13 protein-coding genes are annotated in these 17,719 nt (G+C 68.9%); 7 read left to right on the forward strand and 6 right to left on the reverse strand.

The window, feature by feature from the left end:
- The first annotated feature begins 105 nt into the window (after nucleotides 1-105).
- The 5 genes from WME73_RS23355 (at nucleotide 106) to WME73_RS23375 (ending at nucleotide 7,420) form a co-directional block, all read left to right on the forward strand.
- Nucleotides 106-579, forward strand: a complete 474-nt coding sequence (locus WME73_RS23355; protein WP_437917106.1) for a hypothetical protein — start codon at nucleotides 106-108, stop codon at nucleotides 577-579.
- A gap of 652 nt (nucleotides 580-1,231) precedes the next feature.
- Nucleotides 1,232-2,296 carry an alpha/beta hydrolase gene (locus tag WME73_RS23360; RefSeq protein ID WP_437747585.1) on the forward strand — a complete coding sequence of 355 codons (1,065 nt, stop codon included), beginning with the start codon at nucleotides 1,232-1,234 and terminating at the stop codon, nucleotides 2,294-2,296.
- A gap of 379 nt (nucleotides 2,297-2,675) precedes the next feature.
- Nucleotides 2,676-3,224, forward strand: a complete 549-nt coding sequence (locus WME73_RS23365) for a hypothetical protein (protein ID WP_437917107.1) — start codon at nucleotides 2,676-2,678, stop codon at nucleotides 3,222-3,224.
- Between the two features lie 817 nt (nucleotides 3,225-4,041).
- Nucleotides 4,042-5,832, forward strand: coding sequence for a trypsin-like serine peptidase (locus WME73_RS23370; protein ID WP_437917108.1), 1,791 nt, complete (start codon nucleotides 4,042-4,044; stop codon nucleotides 5,830-5,832).
- Nucleotides 5,833-6,280: 448 nt separating this feature from the next.
- Nucleotides 6,281-7,420 (forward strand): hypothetical protein, encoded by a 1,140-nt coding sequence (locus tag WME73_RS23375; protein WP_437917109.1) that lies wholly within the window; start codon nucleotides 6,281-6,283, stop codon nucleotides 7,418-7,420.
- 114 nt (nucleotides 7,421-7,534) lie between these two features.
- Here the strand turns inward: WME73_RS23375 and WME73_RS23380 are convergent, their stop codons facing one another.
- From WME73_RS23380 to WME73_RS23390, 3 genes are read right to left on the reverse strand one after another with little or no spacing between them, the layout of a single operon-like run.
- A complete protein-coding gene (locus tag WME73_RS23380) occupies nucleotides 7,535-8,326 on the reverse strand; it encodes a hypothetical protein (RefSeq protein ID WP_437747595.1) in 792 nt (263 codons plus the stop codon).
- Nucleotides 8,326-9,318: a hypothetical protein gene (locus WME73_RS23385; RefSeq protein ID WP_437747596.1), complete on the reverse strand. Its 993-nt coding sequence runs from the start codon at nucleotides 9,316-9,318 to the stop codon at nucleotides 8,326-8,328. The genes WME73_RS23380 and WME73_RS23385 overlap by 1 nt, the downstream gene beginning before the upstream one ends.
- The gene (locus tag WME73_RS23390) at nucleotides 9,308-10,801 is read right to left on the reverse strand and encodes a protein kinase domain-containing protein (RefSeq protein ID WP_437917110.1); all 1,494 of its coding nucleotides are present in this window, start codon (nucleotides 10,799-10,801) and stop codon (nucleotides 9,308-9,310) included. The genes WME73_RS23385 and WME73_RS23390 overlap by 11 nt, the downstream gene beginning before the upstream one ends.
- Nucleotides 10,802-11,224: 423 nt before the next feature.
- Between WME73_RS23390 and WME73_RS23395 the strand changes: the two genes are divergently transcribed.
- On the forward strand, nucleotides 11,225-12,487 hold the full coding sequence (locus WME73_RS23395; protein WP_437917111.1) for an extracellular catalytic domain type 1 short-chain-length polyhydroxyalkanoate depolymerase: 1,263 nt from the start codon (nucleotides 11,225-11,227) through the stop codon (nucleotides 12,485-12,487).
- Between the two features lie 110 nt (nucleotides 12,488-12,597).
- Here WME73_RS23395 and WME73_RS23400 read toward each other — a convergent pair whose 3' ends face one another.
- Nucleotides 12,598-15,093, reverse strand: coding sequence for an RTX toxin (locus WME73_RS23400; RefSeq protein ID WP_437917112.1), 2,496 nt, complete (start codon nucleotides 15,091-15,093; stop codon nucleotides 12,598-12,600).
- A 562-nt stretch (nucleotides 15,094-15,655) separates the two neighbouring features.
- Entirely contained in the window at nucleotides 15,656-16,132 is a 477-nt protein-coding gene (locus WME73_RS23405; protein ID WP_437917113.1) for a hypothetical protein, read from the reverse strand.
- On the opposite strand from WME73_RS23405, the gene WME73_RS23410 reads away from it, so the two are divergent.
- On the forward strand, nucleotides 16,131-16,895 hold the full coding sequence (locus WME73_RS23410) for a CAP domain-containing protein (RefSeq protein ID WP_437917114.1): 765 nt from the start codon (nucleotides 16,131-16,133) through the stop codon (nucleotides 16,893-16,895). The genes WME73_RS23405 and WME73_RS23410 overlap by 2 nt on opposite strands.
- A gap of 35 nt (nucleotides 16,896-16,930) precedes the next feature.
- Here the strand turns inward: WME73_RS23410 and WME73_RS23415 are convergent, their stop codons facing one another.
- On the reverse strand, nucleotides 16,931-17,491 hold the full coding sequence (locus tag WME73_RS23415; protein WP_437747601.1) for a hypothetical protein: 561 nt from the start codon (nucleotides 17,489-17,491) through the stop codon (nucleotides 16,931-16,933).
- Nucleotides 17,492-17,719: the final 228 nt, after the last annotated feature.

Raw genomic sequence — 17,719 nt, forward strand, 5'->3', positions numbered from 1 at the left:
GGGTCGCCGGTATCGGCGTTCCTGGACCTCGGCCTCGAGCTGCCGTGACCGGGCCGCGTCGATTCTTTCAAAACGCGTCCGCCGCGCGTCCACTCACCCCAGCGCATGTCCCTGCTCGCCGCCGCCCGCGAAGGCCGGCCGCGCGCGATCTCCGCGCCGGGGGGCGCCGCCGCACCCTTCAGCCCGCAAACGTTCTCCTCACCGCCGCTCGCAGCAGCACCTGCCGGGCCCGCCGTGATGCCCGCGGCTTGCTGCGCGGTGGCCGCTGCTGCCGGCGGCGTCGCGATCACGGACTTCGGCATCTCCGTCCGCCACCTCGACAGGCTGCTCGGCGGCCTGTTGCTCGCGACCTCGCCGCGCATCGACTGGACCAAGCTCATCCGTCGAACGTTCGGGCTCGACGCCCTCCGTTGCGCGCACTGCGCCGGCCGCCTGCGCCTGCTCGCCGCCATCACCGAGAAGGCGACCGCCAGGAAGATCCTGGAACACCTCGGCCTGCCCGCCGATCCGACCTCGCCGCGATCCCGGACCCGCGACCCGGACGACCCGGCCTCCTGGATGGGCGGCGCCGCAGAGTAGCGAGCCGCCACGAGACCCCCGACGGTCACCCGAGCAGACGCCGGGACGAGGCGAACGTGTGGGCGCGTGGCACGCCGCCGCCCCGTTTGGACGAGCTCACTCCGGAGGCGCGTACACGTACAGTAGAGCGGTAACCGCTGAGCCCAACGGGACACGCTTACCTGCTAAAATTACTAGGGTTTTCTGGATGGCACGACCGCGTCGTGGTTGTGCGATGATGTCAACCGAACGTTGGAGCGAGTGGGCACTTGCCTTCGCAAAGGCGTTTGGACCCCCTACCCACCGAAGCCACGTCCGCCGTACGGCCCGGAGCGCCGCTGCATCTCACGAGGCCGGCCGCCGCTGCGCACCCATCGGATCATCGAGGATCGCCGCGCGGCGGTTTTTGATTGACGTCGGCAATGTGAGCGCTCACATTGGCTTTCTGGATAGTCTTCCGCTTAACCCTGGATAGACCGTCATGCGCATCGAGCCCTTCTTCATTCATGCGCGTTAACCCTGACGGTCGGCTCTCGCTTCAGATGAGCAGCATGCAGGGGAGCGTTGCAACGGTTCCAAGGCGGAACGCCTGGCAACCACCTGTCTGCCAACTTCGTCATCGTCGGCCTGAAGCAGGCGCTTGGCGCTGGCGTGACGTAACCAGAGAGGCCTCATGTACAACAAAAAGAAAGCCGTCAGGCGCTTCAATGTCTTCTGCTTGCTCTCGAGCGTCGCGCTGCTGGCGTGCGGCGAAGACAACGGCGGCGCGGCACAAGCTGCCGGTGCGGGCAGTTCGAGCGTGTCAGCCACCACCAGCGGGGCGTCGACCGGCGGAACCGCTGGGTCGGGTGGCGCGGCCAGTAGCGGTGCCGACACCAGCGCCGGTGGAATGGGCGGAGCAGGCGCGGGCGCGGGCGGAGCAGGCGCGGGCGGAGCAGGCGCGGGCGGAGCAGGTGACGGCGGCGCTGGAGCCGGCGGAGCCGGTGGTTCGGCGCTCCCGCCCATCACGGATTACTCTGCCGAGGGTCCGTTCGCGACGACCGTGGAGCGGAACGTGGGGCCGAACGGAGCCTATACGGTGTTTAGGCCCGAACCCTTGGGTGTGGACGGCTTCTTGCACGCTCCGATCGTTTTCGGCCCCGGCATCGGCCAGCAGGTGGCGGTGCACACGACCATGCTGACGAACTTTGCTTCTCACGGTTTCGTGGTCGTCGGGTGCCCCGTCCTCAGTGGCGGCCCCGGCGACGCAGGCAATCTCATGAAGATGGAGGATGGTCTCAATTGGATCCTGGAGCAGAACGACGCGCCAGGCAAATACCAGGGCAAGCTCTACGTCGATCACGCGGTCTCGATGGGCTTCTCGGTCGGCGGCACCTCGGCCGTGCAACTCGGCGGTCACGAGGCGGTGGCCACTGTCGTCTCGATCCACGGCCACAGGGCCTCGGCCGACCTCCACGGCACCATGCTGCAGACGACTGGCACCCGGGATACCGTCGGCATGCCCCTCCAGCAGGACACCTACGACATGTCCGAAGTGCCCACATTCCTGGCAACGCTGACGGGCGCGCCTCATGCATACATCGAGAGCGACGGCGGCGGCGAAGAGCGGCCCGCGATCGTCGCATGGATGCGCTACTGGATCTACAACGACATGGGCGCGCGGGACCATTTCTTCGGCGATGATTGCGTGTTGTGCAAGGCGCCTTGGGAGAATCCCCAGCGCAAGAACTGGGAATAACCTCGCGTCGAGGGTGCTGGAGCGCCCGCTCCCGCTCCCCTCCGCGCTCCCGGCCCGCTCCCGGTCCGACCTTCAATCTGGGCTGCGACCTCGCTCACGCTGGCGCTGGCAACGTCGGCTCCGCCGACACCCGAGGGCATCAAGCGTCCGCTGCCCGCGTGCTCACTCCGGAGGCGCGTACAGTAGAGCGGTAACCGCTGAGCCCAACGGGACACGCTTACCCGCTAAAATTACTAGGGTATTCTGGATGGCACGACCACGTCGCCGAGACTCCGCTTGGGTGAGCATCCCGGCGGCTGCGAGCGAAACGCGGGCCGCTCGTGCTCCGCGGGGAATTCAGCGAGACACGAGACAAAAGCCGGCGGGACCTGGCGGCGCCATGGCGGAGAGGTCGGGCGCGACCACGACCGCTGCTGCTGCGGCGAGCGGCGGCTCTCAGCCCGGCACAGACCTCGTTGCGATCCATGCAACGGGCGTAACGAACCTCGAGGGCCTCGAGAACGCCAAGATCGACGAGGAGCTCTCCGTCGCCGACAACGCCAATCTCCAGAGCCTCACCGGTCTCAACCCCAACAATCACGTCCTCAGGGCGCTGTGGGTCACCGGAAATCGGAGGCTGAGCGACCTCACCGGACTCGAGATGCTCGAAGCCGCGACCAGCTACATCTACATCCTTGACAACGATCGACTCGTCTCCCCTTCGGGGCTCGACAATCTGACCTCGGTCCCCTCGCTCTTGATCAGGCAAAACCCGAGACTCACGAACATCGCTGCGCTCGGCTCCCTTGAGACCGTGGTGCAAGAGCTCTCGATCAGGGACAATGAGTCGCTTCCGACTTGCCAGGCCCAGGCCATCGCCGATCAGATCGAACCCGGCACGCCCACCATCGAGGTGACCGGCAACTACGCGGGCGGCACCTGCGACTGATCCATTCCAGACTGCAAACGTCGGGCTAAAATCCAACCCTGCCGGGTCCTCAGAGGACGGTTGGGTCAAGGCGTTTCCCGAGGGAATGGGAGGCGAGCGGCGGCCGGTCAGCCGTCAGGGGCAGGCCATGCCCTTGGGCCAGCAGAAGGCGCCGCAATGACAGTCTTTCGATGCCGGGCAGGGTCCACAGCTCTTGACGACGAGCGGAACACACTGTCCGTAGGACCCGCCATAAGGGCCAACCTGGCAGCGTTCGTTGCTCTGACACTGGCAGCTGCCGTAGCACGGGGTGTATTCAGGCAGCGGGCTGAAGTCGACGTCGATGCACTGTCCGCCGCTACAGTAAAATCCGAGCGGGCAATCACAGTCCACAGAACAACTGGTAAGCGCCTGAGCGCTCTCGCCGAGCCCCTCGTCGCTGCTGTTCTGGTCGATGCTCACCATACAGCCAGCCGACAGAGCAATCGCGATAACGGCGCCCATTCTTCGAAGCATGTTGCGCATGAACACTCCTCTCGGAGTGAGAAGACACTACGCCGCGTGCTGGGTGTCAAGTAATTGGGCCCCTCGGGGGTTGGAAATCCAACCTCGAGGCGGGGCGCCGCCGACCTGTGGTCGCGCACGCCACACCCGCGCGGCGCGGTGTGACGGCCGCGCGACAAACTAGCCGACAGCAGCGCGGATTCCTCGGTTCGCGGACGGTATGTCGATTGCTTTGGCCGGGCGTCGAACGCACAGCGATCCAGGCGCGTCGCTGCGTGTCAGCCAGCCAGCGCCGCGGCGCCGCGCGAGCGCGCAGGAGCCCACGGAGACGACCATGTCGAAGCACTTCTTCCGCACCGCACCGTTCCTCGGAATCCTTGTCACCACCGGCTGCGCCGCGACCGCCGGCGTCGATGAGCTCGACGACGAGCCGGTCGGAGAGGCCGAGAGCGCGCTCGCCGCCGAGATGACGCTCGGCCCGAACCAGCGGATCGTCAACGCCGCCAGCCTTTACACCACGAACCCGGACGTCGCGGTGAGCCAGTTCGCGGAGGCGTCGCTGGGCGGCTACTGCAACGGCGTGATGATCGGCCCGAACGTCTTCTTCAGCGCGGCCCACTGCGGGGGTGGGCCGACGACCATCACCTTCCGCACGTACCGGAGCGGCAGCACGGCCGCGTCGGACACGGAGGCCTTCACGTGCGACGCGATGGAGCAGACGTTCAACGACACGGACGGCGTGCTCTTCTTCTGCTGGCCGAACGCCGCCGGCGAGAACCCGGGCGACAAGTACGGCTACGTCGATTTCGACGTGTCGCCGCCCGTCGTCGGACAGCAGATCTACAGCATCTCGGCGAACAACCAGCAGAACGGCAGCCTCCCCTTCGACACGCGCATGTACGCGAACGGCCAGGTCACGAGCGTCACCGGCGCGGGGCACTGGTTCACCCCGGCCTCGGCGCCGAACACCGGCGTCGAGATGAACGTCTGGGGGGAAGGTGGCATGAGCGGCTCGCCCCATTTCAACGCGGCGAACGGCAAGATGATCATCGCCCCGCTGTCCACGGCGTGCTCCGGCGGGTGCTGGGGCCGCAACGCCCTCTCGATGCGCGATCTGCTCTTCTGGGGTTACGTCAACCCGAGCTTCGACCCCGCGGCCCAGGGCCCCACGGTCAACGTCTCGCTCGTCACGAGCCTCGGCCTCACCCCGGCCAACTACTACGGCTGGGCGGACAAGGAGCTCGACTGGGAGTTCGACATCCAGCGCGACCTCGAGCGGCTGCGCGGCGAGGCGCGGCGCGACTGGTATAACCTCGGCTTCGACAGCGTGCGCCGCAACGCGCTCTGGGACCTCACCGCGCTCGCGACCCTCGACGTGGCGAACCGGTGGGCGCGCATCAACCGCACGACCGGCGCGGGCTACGCCGACGCGCTCTCGCACGGCAAGCTGAACCTGGCCGCGGGCAGCTACCGGATCACGCTCATGACCTACACGCAGGCGAGCCAGTACGCGAGCTCGCTGTGGGTGGGGCTGAAGAGCGGCACGACGTGGGTCGGGGGCGAGTATGTGGCGAACACCGTGGGATCGGGCTGGCAGATGCACACGTTCGAGGTGAACGCCCCGTCCGACGGGCTCACGCTCGGGCTCGGCGTGTTCGGGACCGCGGACATCCTCGTGTCCGCGCCGAGCGTCGTGAAGAGCACCGCCGTCATGAACTTCGACACCTTCGACAAGCGCACGAACTGGCGCAACGACGTCGACGGGAGCCGGGCGCAGGTGGTCCCTGACGGGCGAGTGACGGGCACGCCCAACTGGGCGGTCCGCGTGACGCAGAGCGCGACGGGCTACCCGGTGCGCAACCGCCAGCTCGCGCTGGCCGCGGGGCGGCCCTACCAGATCTGCTTCGACGCGCGCAGGACCACCGCGAGCGGGTCTTCCCAGGCCGAGCTCCGCGTCGTGAGCGGCGGCGCCCAGGTGATGTGGACGAGCTTCTCGCCCTCGAGCGCGTGGAGCACCACCTGCTCGGCGATGTTCACCCCGCCGTCGGACGACAACAACCTGCAGATCCGCGTCTCGACCGGCGATCCGGTCCTCGTCGACAACATCGCGATCACCGCGATGTGAGCCGGCGCCGTCGCGCCGCCCGCCTGCACCTCCTCGGCGCGCGTTTCCCGGGGCGAGCCGCCGGCACGATGGACGGCCCCTGGACGTCCGCGAGCGGGGCGGGTGCGTCGAGCTCCGGCGCTGCCAGCGCAGCGCCGAGCGCGGCGCGGACGCGCACGCGGTCGGGCATCAGGCACCACGGCGCCATCTCGAGCGTTCGATATCGTGACATGTCATGTGACATGTCACGTGACATGTCACGGATCCGGCAGGCGCTCTCGATGCGCATGGATGCCAGAGCCGCGAACGCGAGGACGATGCGCTCGCGGCCCGTCGGGAGGCCCCCTTCGTGCTTGGATGTCGAGAGAGGTTCGCTTCTCTGGCATGCAGCTTGCCAATGCCCCGTGTCGACGGGGCGGCGCTCCGTCTGGCTTTCTTGCACCGTGATGCAATGGGAGGTTGACGGGTCATGCTCAGAGGAATTCGGTTCACGATGGCGGCGGCCGTCTTGCTGGTGGGCTCCGAGGCGATGGCGTGGTCCACGTCGCCGATCCCCGGCACCAGCGCGGTCGGACACACGGCGCAGGGTTATGCGTGGAGGGACTGGGGAGGGGGCGCCTGGAGCAAGTGGCACAGCGTCGCCTACAGCGATACCACCGGCGACGTCGTCATGGTCGCCCGCCGGGAGGCCAACGTCGGCTTCCCCTTCGGATGGCTGCCCTGGGTGATAGAGACGGTCGATGAATCCGTGAACTTCCTCAACGGCCTCTCGATGACCATCGGCAAGGAGGACGGCACCGAGTTCATCGCGTACGTCGACGTCGACACGTATCGTCTGAAGGTCGCAAGGCGGGTCGGCGGAAACGCCGGCAACTGCGGCGTCCTCAGCCAGTGGGACTGCGAGACGGTCGACTCCGTCGATGTGGTTCGTACCCCCTCGATCGAGGTCAGGTACGACTCGGGGATCCAGGATTACATCGTCTATGTCGTCTACACCACGGAGACGAGCGCTGGCGTCCGGAGCCTGAAACACGCGCGGAAGACCGGCGGAAATCCGTGGTTCACCGGGACGATCAAGGCGAACACGAACCAGATCAGGCTGGCCTCCGACGCGATCGCCCTCGATGGCGGGACGCCGCTCGTCGCCTTCGCCGAGAGCTCGGTCGGGGTGCAGGTGAGCCGGTTCGTCGGGCCCTCTCTCGGCACCTGGACGACCACCCTGATCGACGCGAACGGCGGGGGCTACGCGTCGATGGACGCCAGGTCGCTCCGTCGCGAGATCGTGTACACGAGCAACGATGATTTGAAGTCCGCCTCGTGGAGCTTCTTGACCGGGAACTGGACGGTGAGCACCGTCGACACGGCGGTTCAGGGTTCCTATCTATCCCTGGTGATCGATGACGCCTTCAACCCGCAGATCGCCTACAGAAAGGGCTCAGCGCCCTGGCTGGCCAGGCGGGGGACGAGCGGGTGGAGCACCACCGGCACGGTCACGCCCACCGCCGCGGGCTATAACCCGTCACTTCAACTGGACACCCATCCCGCGACCGACACCGCCATCCTCATCCACATGAACAGCAACCGCGTCATGCACGTCACCGACGAATAGGCAGCCGCCTGCTCGAGGGCATCGGGGTTCACCGAGCTCGTTCGGTCGCGCTCAGACCACGCCCCCACCATGGCTCACGAACGTGATCGTGACCGAGGTGGGGGGCGGGCTTCGTCACGGGACGAACGCGATGTCGTCCACGAGCATGTCGAACACGGTCGACTTCGCCGTGTGGAACTCGATCGAGTAAGCGTGCGCAGCGTCGAACGCCGGGGGCGCAGGCACGCCCCAGCCGTCCGTGCTGAGGATATCGAACATGACCGTGTACTGCGCCCACTCGGTCGTGATGTCGATCCCCTCGCCGAAGTGGTCGCCGCAGCCGGAGCCTTCACACACGCCGCCCTCGCGATCGGTGTTGCGGTCCGGGAAGTTCACGTAGATGTGCGTCGGCGCCGCCGCCTTGGCCCAGAAGGTCAGGCCCGAGTAGGCAGAAGCGTCGTAGGTGAGCTTCGCGCCCCCTGGGGCGAAGTTCAGGTCGAACCCCATGCCGGCCCCCCTCGAGAGGAAGCCGCTCCCCGCGACGTGAGCGGCGTACTCGCTCGGGTCGTGCCCGGGCGAGACCGGTACGAACGGGCGGCCGGGCAGAGGGGTCTGCGCGCCGCCCCGGGTGCCGTCGTTGTACGTGTACCAGCTGCCGACACGGTCCTTGCACCGGAGGATCGCGCCGTCGCCGTCCTCCAGGTCGTCGAGGAGCGCGGTGCAGGCAGGGAGCTCGGGCTCCGCGTCCGAGCCGCCCGATCCGCCGGCGCCGCCCGCCCCCTCGTCCGAGCCGCCGGCTCCCCCGGCGCCGTCATCGATGCCGAACGGATCCGGGTCGTATTCGCCGGGCGAGATGCCAAGGACGAGGCCGCATCCGCTCAGCGACACCGACGCGCAGAGGGCGACCGTGAGCACCTGGAAGCGCATCAGAAGCTGCCTTGCACGAGCGCGCCGCCCAGCGCGGGCGAAAGCCCGAGCGACGCGCCCTGGGTCGAGCCCTTCGCGGTGAGCCACAGCACGCCGCCGCCGGCGATGGCCGCGAGGCCGACGCCGAAGACCACGGTCGCGACGTTCGCGCGCGCCACGGCGCTGCCGCGGATGTCCATGCCGCGCCGATCGCAGCGGTCGCCGTTGCAGAACGGGCGCGACTCGTCGAACCTCGACTTCGCCGCGAAGCCGAGCCCCGCCCCGACGCCGACGGCGACGACCCCCGCGCCTGCCGTGACGAGCGCGATCGTGCGGCGGCCATCCCCCGCGCCGCCCGCGTCGCTCGACGCGGGATCGTCCTCCAGCGCGCGCACGACGAGGGTCGAGGTCACGCCGCCCGGCTTCACCTCGACCTGCGCCGTCCACGCCCGCTTGCCCGGCGCGCTCGCCTGGATCACGTGGGTCCCCGCGTCGACCGGCATGGGCACGCCCCACTGGCCGGGGCCGACCGGCGTGCCGTCGCGCTTCACCTCGAGGCCCGGCGTGCTCGCGGCCTCGACGACCACCGAGAGGCGCGAGACCTTCGGCTGGACGGCCGCCGCGCGCTCGCGCGCCTTCGCCTCCTTCTCCCGGTCGCCGCTCGCGTGCACCCGCGCGGCGACCTCGAGGAAGTGCGCCCACGCCGAGGCCATCTTGCCGATGCGCTCGTAGCAATCGGCGAGGAAATAGCGGGTGTTGACGCTGTCGTAGAGGCGCAGGCTCTCCTCGTACTTGGGGCAGGCGCGCGACGCCTGGCCAGCGTCGACGAGCGCTCCCGCCTCCCGGAACAGCGCCACGGCGCCTGCCTTGTCCTCGGCCCTCGCCGCGCGCCCGCCCGCGATCGCCGCGGCCAGGCCGATGCCGATCGCGCAGAGACGCGCGGCGCGCCCGCGCTTCGGTCGGCCTTTCGTCTGCGGCGGCGTCATCGTGTCGGCGAAGGTATCAGAAGACATCGCGCGAGAACGGGTCGGCGCTGGAGGGCCGCTTCCCCTGCGGCGCGCCGCGCTTCGCCGGCGGCGCCGAGCCGCCCGGCCTCGCGGGCCTCTGCGCGGCGGGGGCGCCGGGGGCGGCGGCGCGCGCCTCGGGCGGCGGCCCCTCGGCCGACGCGCCGGGAGCGGCGCTGGGCGGCGGCACGGCGCTGGCGGCCGGCTCGACGGCCGCGTCCGGCCCGGCGCTCGGCTGCGCGGGGCGCGGCTCCGGCCCGGCGCTCGGCTGCGCGGGGCGCGGCTCCGGGACCGCGCCCTGAGGGCCCGCCGACGACGCCGTCTCGCGCTCGATGTCGCGCGGGGCTCGGTCCGACAGGCGCCAGAGGAGCAGGCCGCCGCTCACGAGCGCAAGGCCGAGCCCGATCGCGGCGGCGCGCTTCTCGCGCGACGCTGGCTTGCGGTTCGTCGTACCGAGCGGCGCCATGGTGAGCGCTCCCCCGCCGAGGGGCACGGTCGACGCGGGGAGCGTCGCCCCGGCCGCGGTGACCGCCGCGGCGGTGCGAGCAGCGCCGGGCGGCAGGGCCCCGGCCGGGAGCGCGCCGCGCAGCGCGCCGAACAGGCGCTCGGCCGCCGCGCGCGCGTGCGGCGGAGCGAACGGCACCAGCGCGAGCGCGAGATCCGCGACGGTCGGGAACCGGCGATCGCGATCACGCGCGATCGCCGCGAGGATCACCTGCTCCAGCGGCTCCGGGAGGTCCGGGCGGAGGGCGCGCGGCCGCTGCGGCTCCCCCTGCGTGACCAGGTAGACGAGCTGCGCGAGCTCGTGCGCGAAGAACGGCGTTCGCCCCGTGAGCAGCTCGAAGAGGACGACGCCCAGCGAATAGATGTCCGCGCGGCCGTCGACGTCGCTCGAGGAGCGGAGCTGCTCGGGGGACATGTAGAGGGGCGAGCCGAGCACTCCCCCCACCCGCGTCAACGCGTGGTCCTCCGCGTGCGTCATCTTGGAGATCCCGAAGTCGAGCACCTTGACGCACGGCGAGCCGTCCGCGTTCCGCGTGACGAACAGGTTGCTCGGCTTCACGTCCCTGTGGACGATGCCTTGCGCGTGCGCCTCCGCGAGCGCCTCGCAGACCTGGAGCACCAGCTCGACGGCCACGGGCACCGCGAGGCGCCCGCTCTCCGCGAGCACGGCGGCGAGGTCCCTCCCCTCGAGGTGATCCATCACCATGTACGGCGCGCCGCTCTCGAGCGTGCCGACGTCGGCGACGCGCACGACGTGCTGGCTGCGGACGCGCACGGCGGCGCGCCCCTCCCTCAGAAAGCGCTGGAGGATCTCCGGATCCCGCACGTACTTCGGCAACAGCACCTTGATCGCGACGCGCTCGTCGAGGGCGAGGTGGCGCGCGGCGACGACGAGCCCCATGGCGCCCCGTCCGAGGACGCTCTCCACGCGATACTTGCCGAGGAGGACATCCCCGGGGGCAATCGTGGTCTCGTCAGGGCTCGACATGGCAGGCCAGGGCGGAAGAAGGGCATCCACTATGCCACGTCACGGTCAGAGGCTCATGCAATTTTCCGCTGCGCCGGCCTCAGCCGGGCAGCGCTGCCATGGATTGGCCTTTCGTGTCCTGTCGCGACCGCTCCTACCCGACGGGTCGCGACCCGTCGGGAGCAGCGCGACGACGACCGAATCTTCAGCGATGGCCGCGGCGCTGACGGGCCCTTCCATTCCTTCCACCGATTGTTACGAAATGACACACTCCCACCGATTGTTACGAAACGACACACCTCCTCGCCCAGCGATCAAGCTTGTCTCGACTACGCGCCTCGATTTCTGTTCTACCCCTCGACTGTTATTGATATAGCGACAGCGAGGTAGCCAATGACCACCACCCTTCGATTCGTCGCTCCCGCCGCTGCTTCCCTCGCAACCGTGTTGCTCACGATTTCGCCGTCATTGGCGGCTTCGTGGCAGACCCGGGTCAACTACGGCGGGAACACGCCCATGGACCTCTACGTCCCGGACAAGGTCGACGCTTCGCCGGGGGTCGTGGTCTCGCTGCACTACTGCAGCGGGAACGCAGGAAACGCTCACGGCTGGTTCCAGGGTCTGGCGGATCAGCACGGCTTCCTCATCATCACTCCGCAGGCAGGCGGCAACTGCTTTGACGCGACGCCCGCGCGCAGCGGTGAGCGAGAGGCCATCACCAAGATGGTCCAGTACGCCATCACGCAGCACCACGCCGATCCGACCCGCGTCTTCGCTGCGGGGGCGTCCTCCGGCGCTTGCATGACGAATGCGCTCCTCGCCGCCTACCCCGACGTGTTCGCCGGGGGTTCGGTGCTGGCTGGTGTTCCCGCTGGCGCCTGGACGGGAGGCAACGCCTATGGCTGGACGACCCCTGCCAACAGGACCGCTGCCCAGTGGGGTGACATCGTGCGCAAGGCGAGCCCGAACTTCACCGGCGCACGGCCTCGGGTGCAGCTCTGGCACGGAACGGCTGACACCACCCTCAACTACGAGCCGAACTTCGCTGCCGAGGTCAGCCAGTGGTCGGACGTCTTGGGTCTGAGTCACTCCGACAGCAAGACGAGCACCTTCAAGGGTTCCCCGGATACCTGGAATCGGGCCTCCTTCACGAATGCTGCGGGGACGCTCGTCCTCGAGTCGAACTACGCGCAAGGCGCCCCGCACGATCTCTCCGGGCGAGGCTTGTGGGCCGACGCCGTGCGCTTCTTCGGGCTGGACATGGACGCTCCGTCCACCGGAGAAGGCGCGGGCGGCGCTGATGGAACCGGAGGCAGCGACGCGTCAGGCGGAGGCAGCAGCGCCTCCGGCGCAGGTGGCCAAGGTGGCAGCGCCTCCGGCGCAGGTGGCCAAGGTGGCAGCGCAAACGGCGCCACTTCAGGCACAGGTGGCGACGCGAGCGGCAGCACGGGTAGCGGAGCGACCACCGGAGGCGCGGCGCAAGGCACCGGCGGAGCCACCACGGGCGGCTCGACGAGCAACGCGAGTGGAAGCACCGCTTCCGGAGACAGCGATCCGACCACGACAGGCGGCGACAGCGCGTCGGACGACGGTGGGTGCAGCTTCAGCGTGGCCTCCAGTGGTCAGCTGCCCGGCGGCGCGCTCGTCGGATTGCTCGTGGCAGGGCTCGGCGCGGTGGTCCGCCGCCGTCGCCAATCTGCTGCGTGAGCGTGCAGCGCCGGCGAGGGACTCGTCACCATCGTCAGCGCGAGCCAGGAGCCGAGGCTCCGGCCGCCGCCCTCGCGCAAGTTCGGGGGAATTGACGCAGCAGCTCGTGCTCAGAACGCGAGCGGGAGCCAGAGTCGTCCGTTGCTGGACTTCCCCCAGCAGTGCACCCGGCCGTCGGTCTTCATCCCGCAGGTGTGCAGGTAACCGGCGCTCAGGCTGACGAAGGTGCCTTCGGGATCCTCGGTCTGCCCGTCCTCATTGTATCCCCAGCAGTGCACCGTGCCGTTCGTCCGCACGCCGCAGGTGTGAAGGTGGCCCGCGGCGATCTGGGTGTAGGTGTCGGAGGACGGGGGATCCGTCGCCTGGCCCTGGTCGTTGAGCCCCCAGCAGTCGACCGTACCGCCCGTCCTCACACCGCAGCTGTGAAGGCCGCCCGCGCTGACCTGGACGAAGTCACCCATGGGGTTCGTGGACTGACCATGTCCATTGTGTCCCCAGCAGTGCACCTTGTGGTCCGTCTTCACGCCGCAGTTGTGTGCGCCGCCCGTGCTGACCTGGAGGAAGTGGAGGGAGCTCCCCGGATCCGTGGCTTTATCGGCGGTGTTGTCCCCCCAGCAGTTCACTGTGCCGTCCGTCTTCACACCGCAGTTGTGAAACGACCCCGAATCGATCTGGATGTAATTGCCGGAGGGCTTGGTGACCTGCCCGTAGGCGTTGTCCCCGAAGCAATCCACAGCTCCGGTCGACCTCAGCCAGCAGGTGTGGTCCTGGCCTGCGCTGGCCTGAGTGAACGTGCCGGTAGGCTCCGGGGCCCGGCCCTCCGAGCGGTCCCCCCAGCACCTCGCCAGGCCGCTCGCGTTCACGCCGCAACCATGCTCGGTGCCCGTGCTGATCTGAGAGAACGTCTCCGACGGCGGCGCGGTTTTCTCCGCATCCTTGTCGCCCCAGCAGGCCACGAGGCCGTTCTCCGTCACGCCGCAGGTGTGATTCCTTCTCGTGTCGATCTGGACGAAGGTGCCCTCGGGAGCCGAGGTCTGGCCGAGGTTGTTGCTCCCCCAGCACTCGACCCTGCCATCGGTCCTCAGCCCGCAGCTGTGGCTCAAACCCGCGGTGACGTGAGTGAAGGGGCCGTCGGGGCTGTCGGACTTGTCCTCTGCGTCGCTCCCCCAGCAGTGCGCGGCGCCATGGGTCGTCAGCCCGCAGGTGTGCATGTAGCCCGCGCTGACCTGAGTGTAGCGGACCAGGAACGTGGGGTCGGTGGCCTGGCCTTCGTCGTTGCGCCCCCAGCAGTGCACCCTGCCGTCGGTCCTCACGCCGCACGTGTGAAAGTCACCCGCGCTGACCTGGGTGTAGGTATCGCTGGTCGGGGGATCGTCCGCCTTGCCCGAGCCGTTGTCGCCCCAGCAGTGGACCGTGCCGTCCGTCTTGACACCGCAGGTGTGAATGCTGCCTGCGCTGATCTGGTTGTAGGTGCCCGTGGGATCCGAGCTCTGGCCGTGGCTGTTGTTGCCCCAGCAGTTCACCGTGCCGTTGTACCGAAGCCCGCACGTGTGGCTGTTGCCTGCGCTGAGCTGCTTGTAGGTACCGGACGGCTCCGTGGACTGGAGAAAGTTGTCGCTCCCCCAGCAGATCACCGCGCCGGACGGGGTCAGCGCGCAGGAATGGTGGAGGCCCACCGTGACGGTGCGTCGCCCGAAGATCGAGCCGACGGCAGGGTCAGCCTCATCGTCCCCCCAGCAGTCCACTGCGCCGCTCAATTTCAGACCGCAGGTGATTCTGCCGTTCGTGCTGATCTGGGAGAAGCTCCCGGTCGGATCCGTCCCGCCGCCGTCGTCGTTGCTCCCCCAGCAGTTCACCGAGCCGTCCCTCCTCGTCCCGCAGGTGTGGACTTCGCCCGCGCTGACCTGGATATAGGTCTCGCTCTGTGGGGGATCTGCCGCCTGGAGCTCCACGTTGCGCCCCCAGCAGTGGATCGTGCCGTCCGTCCTCACACCACAGGTGTGCGCGCTGCCCGCGCTGACCTGGGTGTAGGTGTCGCTGACCGGGGGATCCGCCGCCTGGCCCTGGGCGTTGCTCCCCCAGCAGTGGACCGTGCCGGACACCGTTACCCCGCACGTGTGCCATCCGCCCGTGCTGACCTGCACATAGCGGCCGGTCGCTGGAGGCGTGGCCCTGCCGTCCGGGTTGCTCCCCCAGCAGTGGACCGAGCCGTCCGTCCTCACGCCGCAGGTATGAAAGCGGCCAGCGCTGACCTGCGTGTAGGTATCCTCGGGAGACAGCGGCTCCCAGACGTGCTCGGGCCAGGTGACAGGCGGATCCGTGGCCTGCCCATCGGCGTTGTAACCCCAGCAGTGGACCGTGCCGTTCGTCCTCACCCCACACGTGTGCCATGCGCCCGCGCTGACCTGGAGATAGGTGTCGTCCATCCCGGGGTCGGTGGCCTGGCCGTGGGTGTTGTTCCCCCAGCAGTCGACCGCGCCGTTCGGCTTCAGGGCGCAGGCGTGCCCGTCGCCCGTGCTCACGATGGGCTCCTCGGACGCCGCATGGATCCGCGTGTCGTCGGCGCGGAGGCCCTGCGCGGCCTCGTCGAGCTCGCTGCCGTCCACGTCGGGCTCTCGCGGCAATTCGCCGAGGCACCCGAGAAGAGAGATTGTGATGACCTTCAGCGCGACCAGGGCTCCAAGCCGCTGGCCGCCGGGCTCGCTCGCTCGCGAAGTCAGTCGTCTTCCAGGCACATAGGTCGACATAGGTCCTCGATGGCTCTCTGTTCGAGTTTCAAGAAAGCAAACGCTTCAAGAGCAGGCTCCGCACACCGATCGAGACTGCTTTTCCGCGCTGCGGCGTTCTGCTGAGCGCTCCCGCGCTTCCCGCCAGGGCTCTCCGCGATGCCTCGCCGGTGACGGCGAGGCACCCGGGCGATCGAACAGCAACCCTCGGGCCAGGACCTGCAAGAGGGCATTCAGGCCCGTTCACGCGACGGCGCCGGTCGAGGGGCTTGCCGCCGGGCGTGACATGTCACGCTCGCTCCGTGACATGTCACGCTCGCTCCGTGACACGTCACGCCCTCACCGTGACATCTCTTGCCGCGCTCCCCGCGACCGGCAGGAGCAGCAGGCTTTGGAGTCAACGCGGCCCCTTCGATGCAGGAACGAGTCGTTCGATACAGCATCATTTCTCGGGAGGAAGGCGGCTCGCGTAAAAATGTTCAGTCAACCCGGGGCAGGTCCCGCAATTGGCGCTTGACGTTTCCGAGACGTTTGGATTTCCTTCCATCATGAAGACGGCTTTCCCTCGCTTTCGACTCGCCGCATCGACGGTGCTCGTCGTCGCAGCCGCCGCGTCCTGCAGCAGCGAAGATGCCGATCCTGGCACGTCAGGTTCGTCGGGCGGCTCACCGCCAGCCGCCGGGTCGGGCGGGACGGGTGGCACGACCGCGAGCAGCGGTGGCGCGGGTTCAGGCTCGGACGCCTCGAGCGCCGGAGGAACCGGCGGCAGCTCCACGGGAGGTTCGTCCGCGGTCGGCACAGGAGCAGGCGGCGGCTCGGCAGGCACGGCATCGGGGGGTTCGGGAGGGTCGACACCCGAGACGGGCGATCGCTCGCCGGAAGGCACCTGCGCGCGCTTCAACGCCGACACCGCCGACATGAGCGAGGGCACGTGGAGCGGCTCGCTGGATCCCGAGTGCGACCCGGGAGACATCTCTGCCGATGGTCGAGCGAACGCGCTCCGGCTCTTCAACCTGTACCGCTGGCTGGCGGACCTGCCCCCGGTCGTGACCGAGCCCACCCGCGACGTGCAGGCCCAGGCCTGCGCGCTCATGATGGACGCGAACAATGACCTTTCGCACGAGCCGCCGGAGAGCTGGAAGTGCTACTCGAAAGCAGGCGCGGACGGCGCGAGGACGAGCAACATCTCGAGCGGCCCCGGCGTCGCGAGCGTTCAGGGCTATTTGATCGACCCCGGGAACGAGACGACCTTCGGCCACCGGCGCATCATCCTTGCGAACGATCTCGGCCCGATCGGCCTCGGCTCGACCGGCAAGAACGGCGCCTCCTGCATGCAGAACATCGGAGGGACGGGGCGCGCCGGCAAGGAGTGGACGGCCTGGCCTCCGCCCGGGGTGTTCCCGATGCAGGCGTACGGCGACCGCTGGAGCTCACTCAGCGACACCGGCTGGTCGATTCAGAGCGAGGACATCGAGCTCGAGAACGCCGAGGTCACGATCACGAGCGGCGGAGCCCCGCTGGCCGTCGACGTGGAGCCGCTCCAGGGACGCTACGGCTCCACGAACGCCATCCGCATCGTGCCGAACGGCTGGGACCCTGAAGCCGGTAACACCTACTCCGTGAGCGTCTCCGGAATCTCGGCGAGCATCGCCTACGATGTCGTGTTCGTCGACTGCGAATAGAGGATTCTCGTTCCCCTTCAGCTCCGGCAAGAACATCATTTCGGGACCTTGAGGTCGAGCTTGCCGAGGCGCGCGAGCAGCGGACCCCGATCCTCCATGGCCACGCCGACGAGCCTCCGCGCAGACGCGTCATCGAGCTTCGGGACGGATCGCGCTGCGAATCGTGCCTCGTCCGCGGCGGGGACCTGGAAGATCAGATGGTAGACGCCGCTGTTCGAGACCGCGAGCACGCGCTGCGTCTCCCCCAGGCCGAGCAATCGACAGAGCGCCGCGGCAAGGAATCCCGCGGCGGCGCGAGCGAGAGCGCCGCCGCGGAACGAGAGCGAGACGTGGTGCTCTCGTCCGGCCTCGCCGGCCTCGGCGACGGTATACACCACGGCGATGTCGGCGGACGTGATGAACGCATTGCCCTCGGCGAACGGGTCCGCGGGCGGGCCCCCCCCGGGGCGCTTGAGCGCGGTGTCCTTGGCGCGGCCGAGCCCGCGCGAGAGCTCGATCAGGTGGTCCGGCGAGAACAGCCGATCGTAACGCGGCCGCTTCATCGCGAACCGGTAGACCAGGAACACAACGAGCCCGACGAGCAGCCATTTCAGCATCGGACCTTGCACCTCCGCGCCCATGCGCCGAGACAGACCATCACGCCCGCGGGGAGCGGCTCATCGCCGCAGCATGCGCCTTCTTTCGTCCCATGGCGAGTCATCGTGCGGGTCCTCGCACGATTCGTCCATGGGGTTTCCGCTGTGAGGTCGGGGGCCTGCCCGATGGCGCGCGTTGCCGCGACGCCGGGAGACGCGCCGCCCGGCGCGGGATCTGTGGCGCGAGGC

Origin of the sequence: Sorangium sp. So ce302, assembly GCF_051530145.1 — a bacterium.
Lineage (GTDB): Bacteria > Myxococcota_A > Polyangia > Polyangiales > Polyangiaceae > Sorangium > Sorangium cellulosum_B.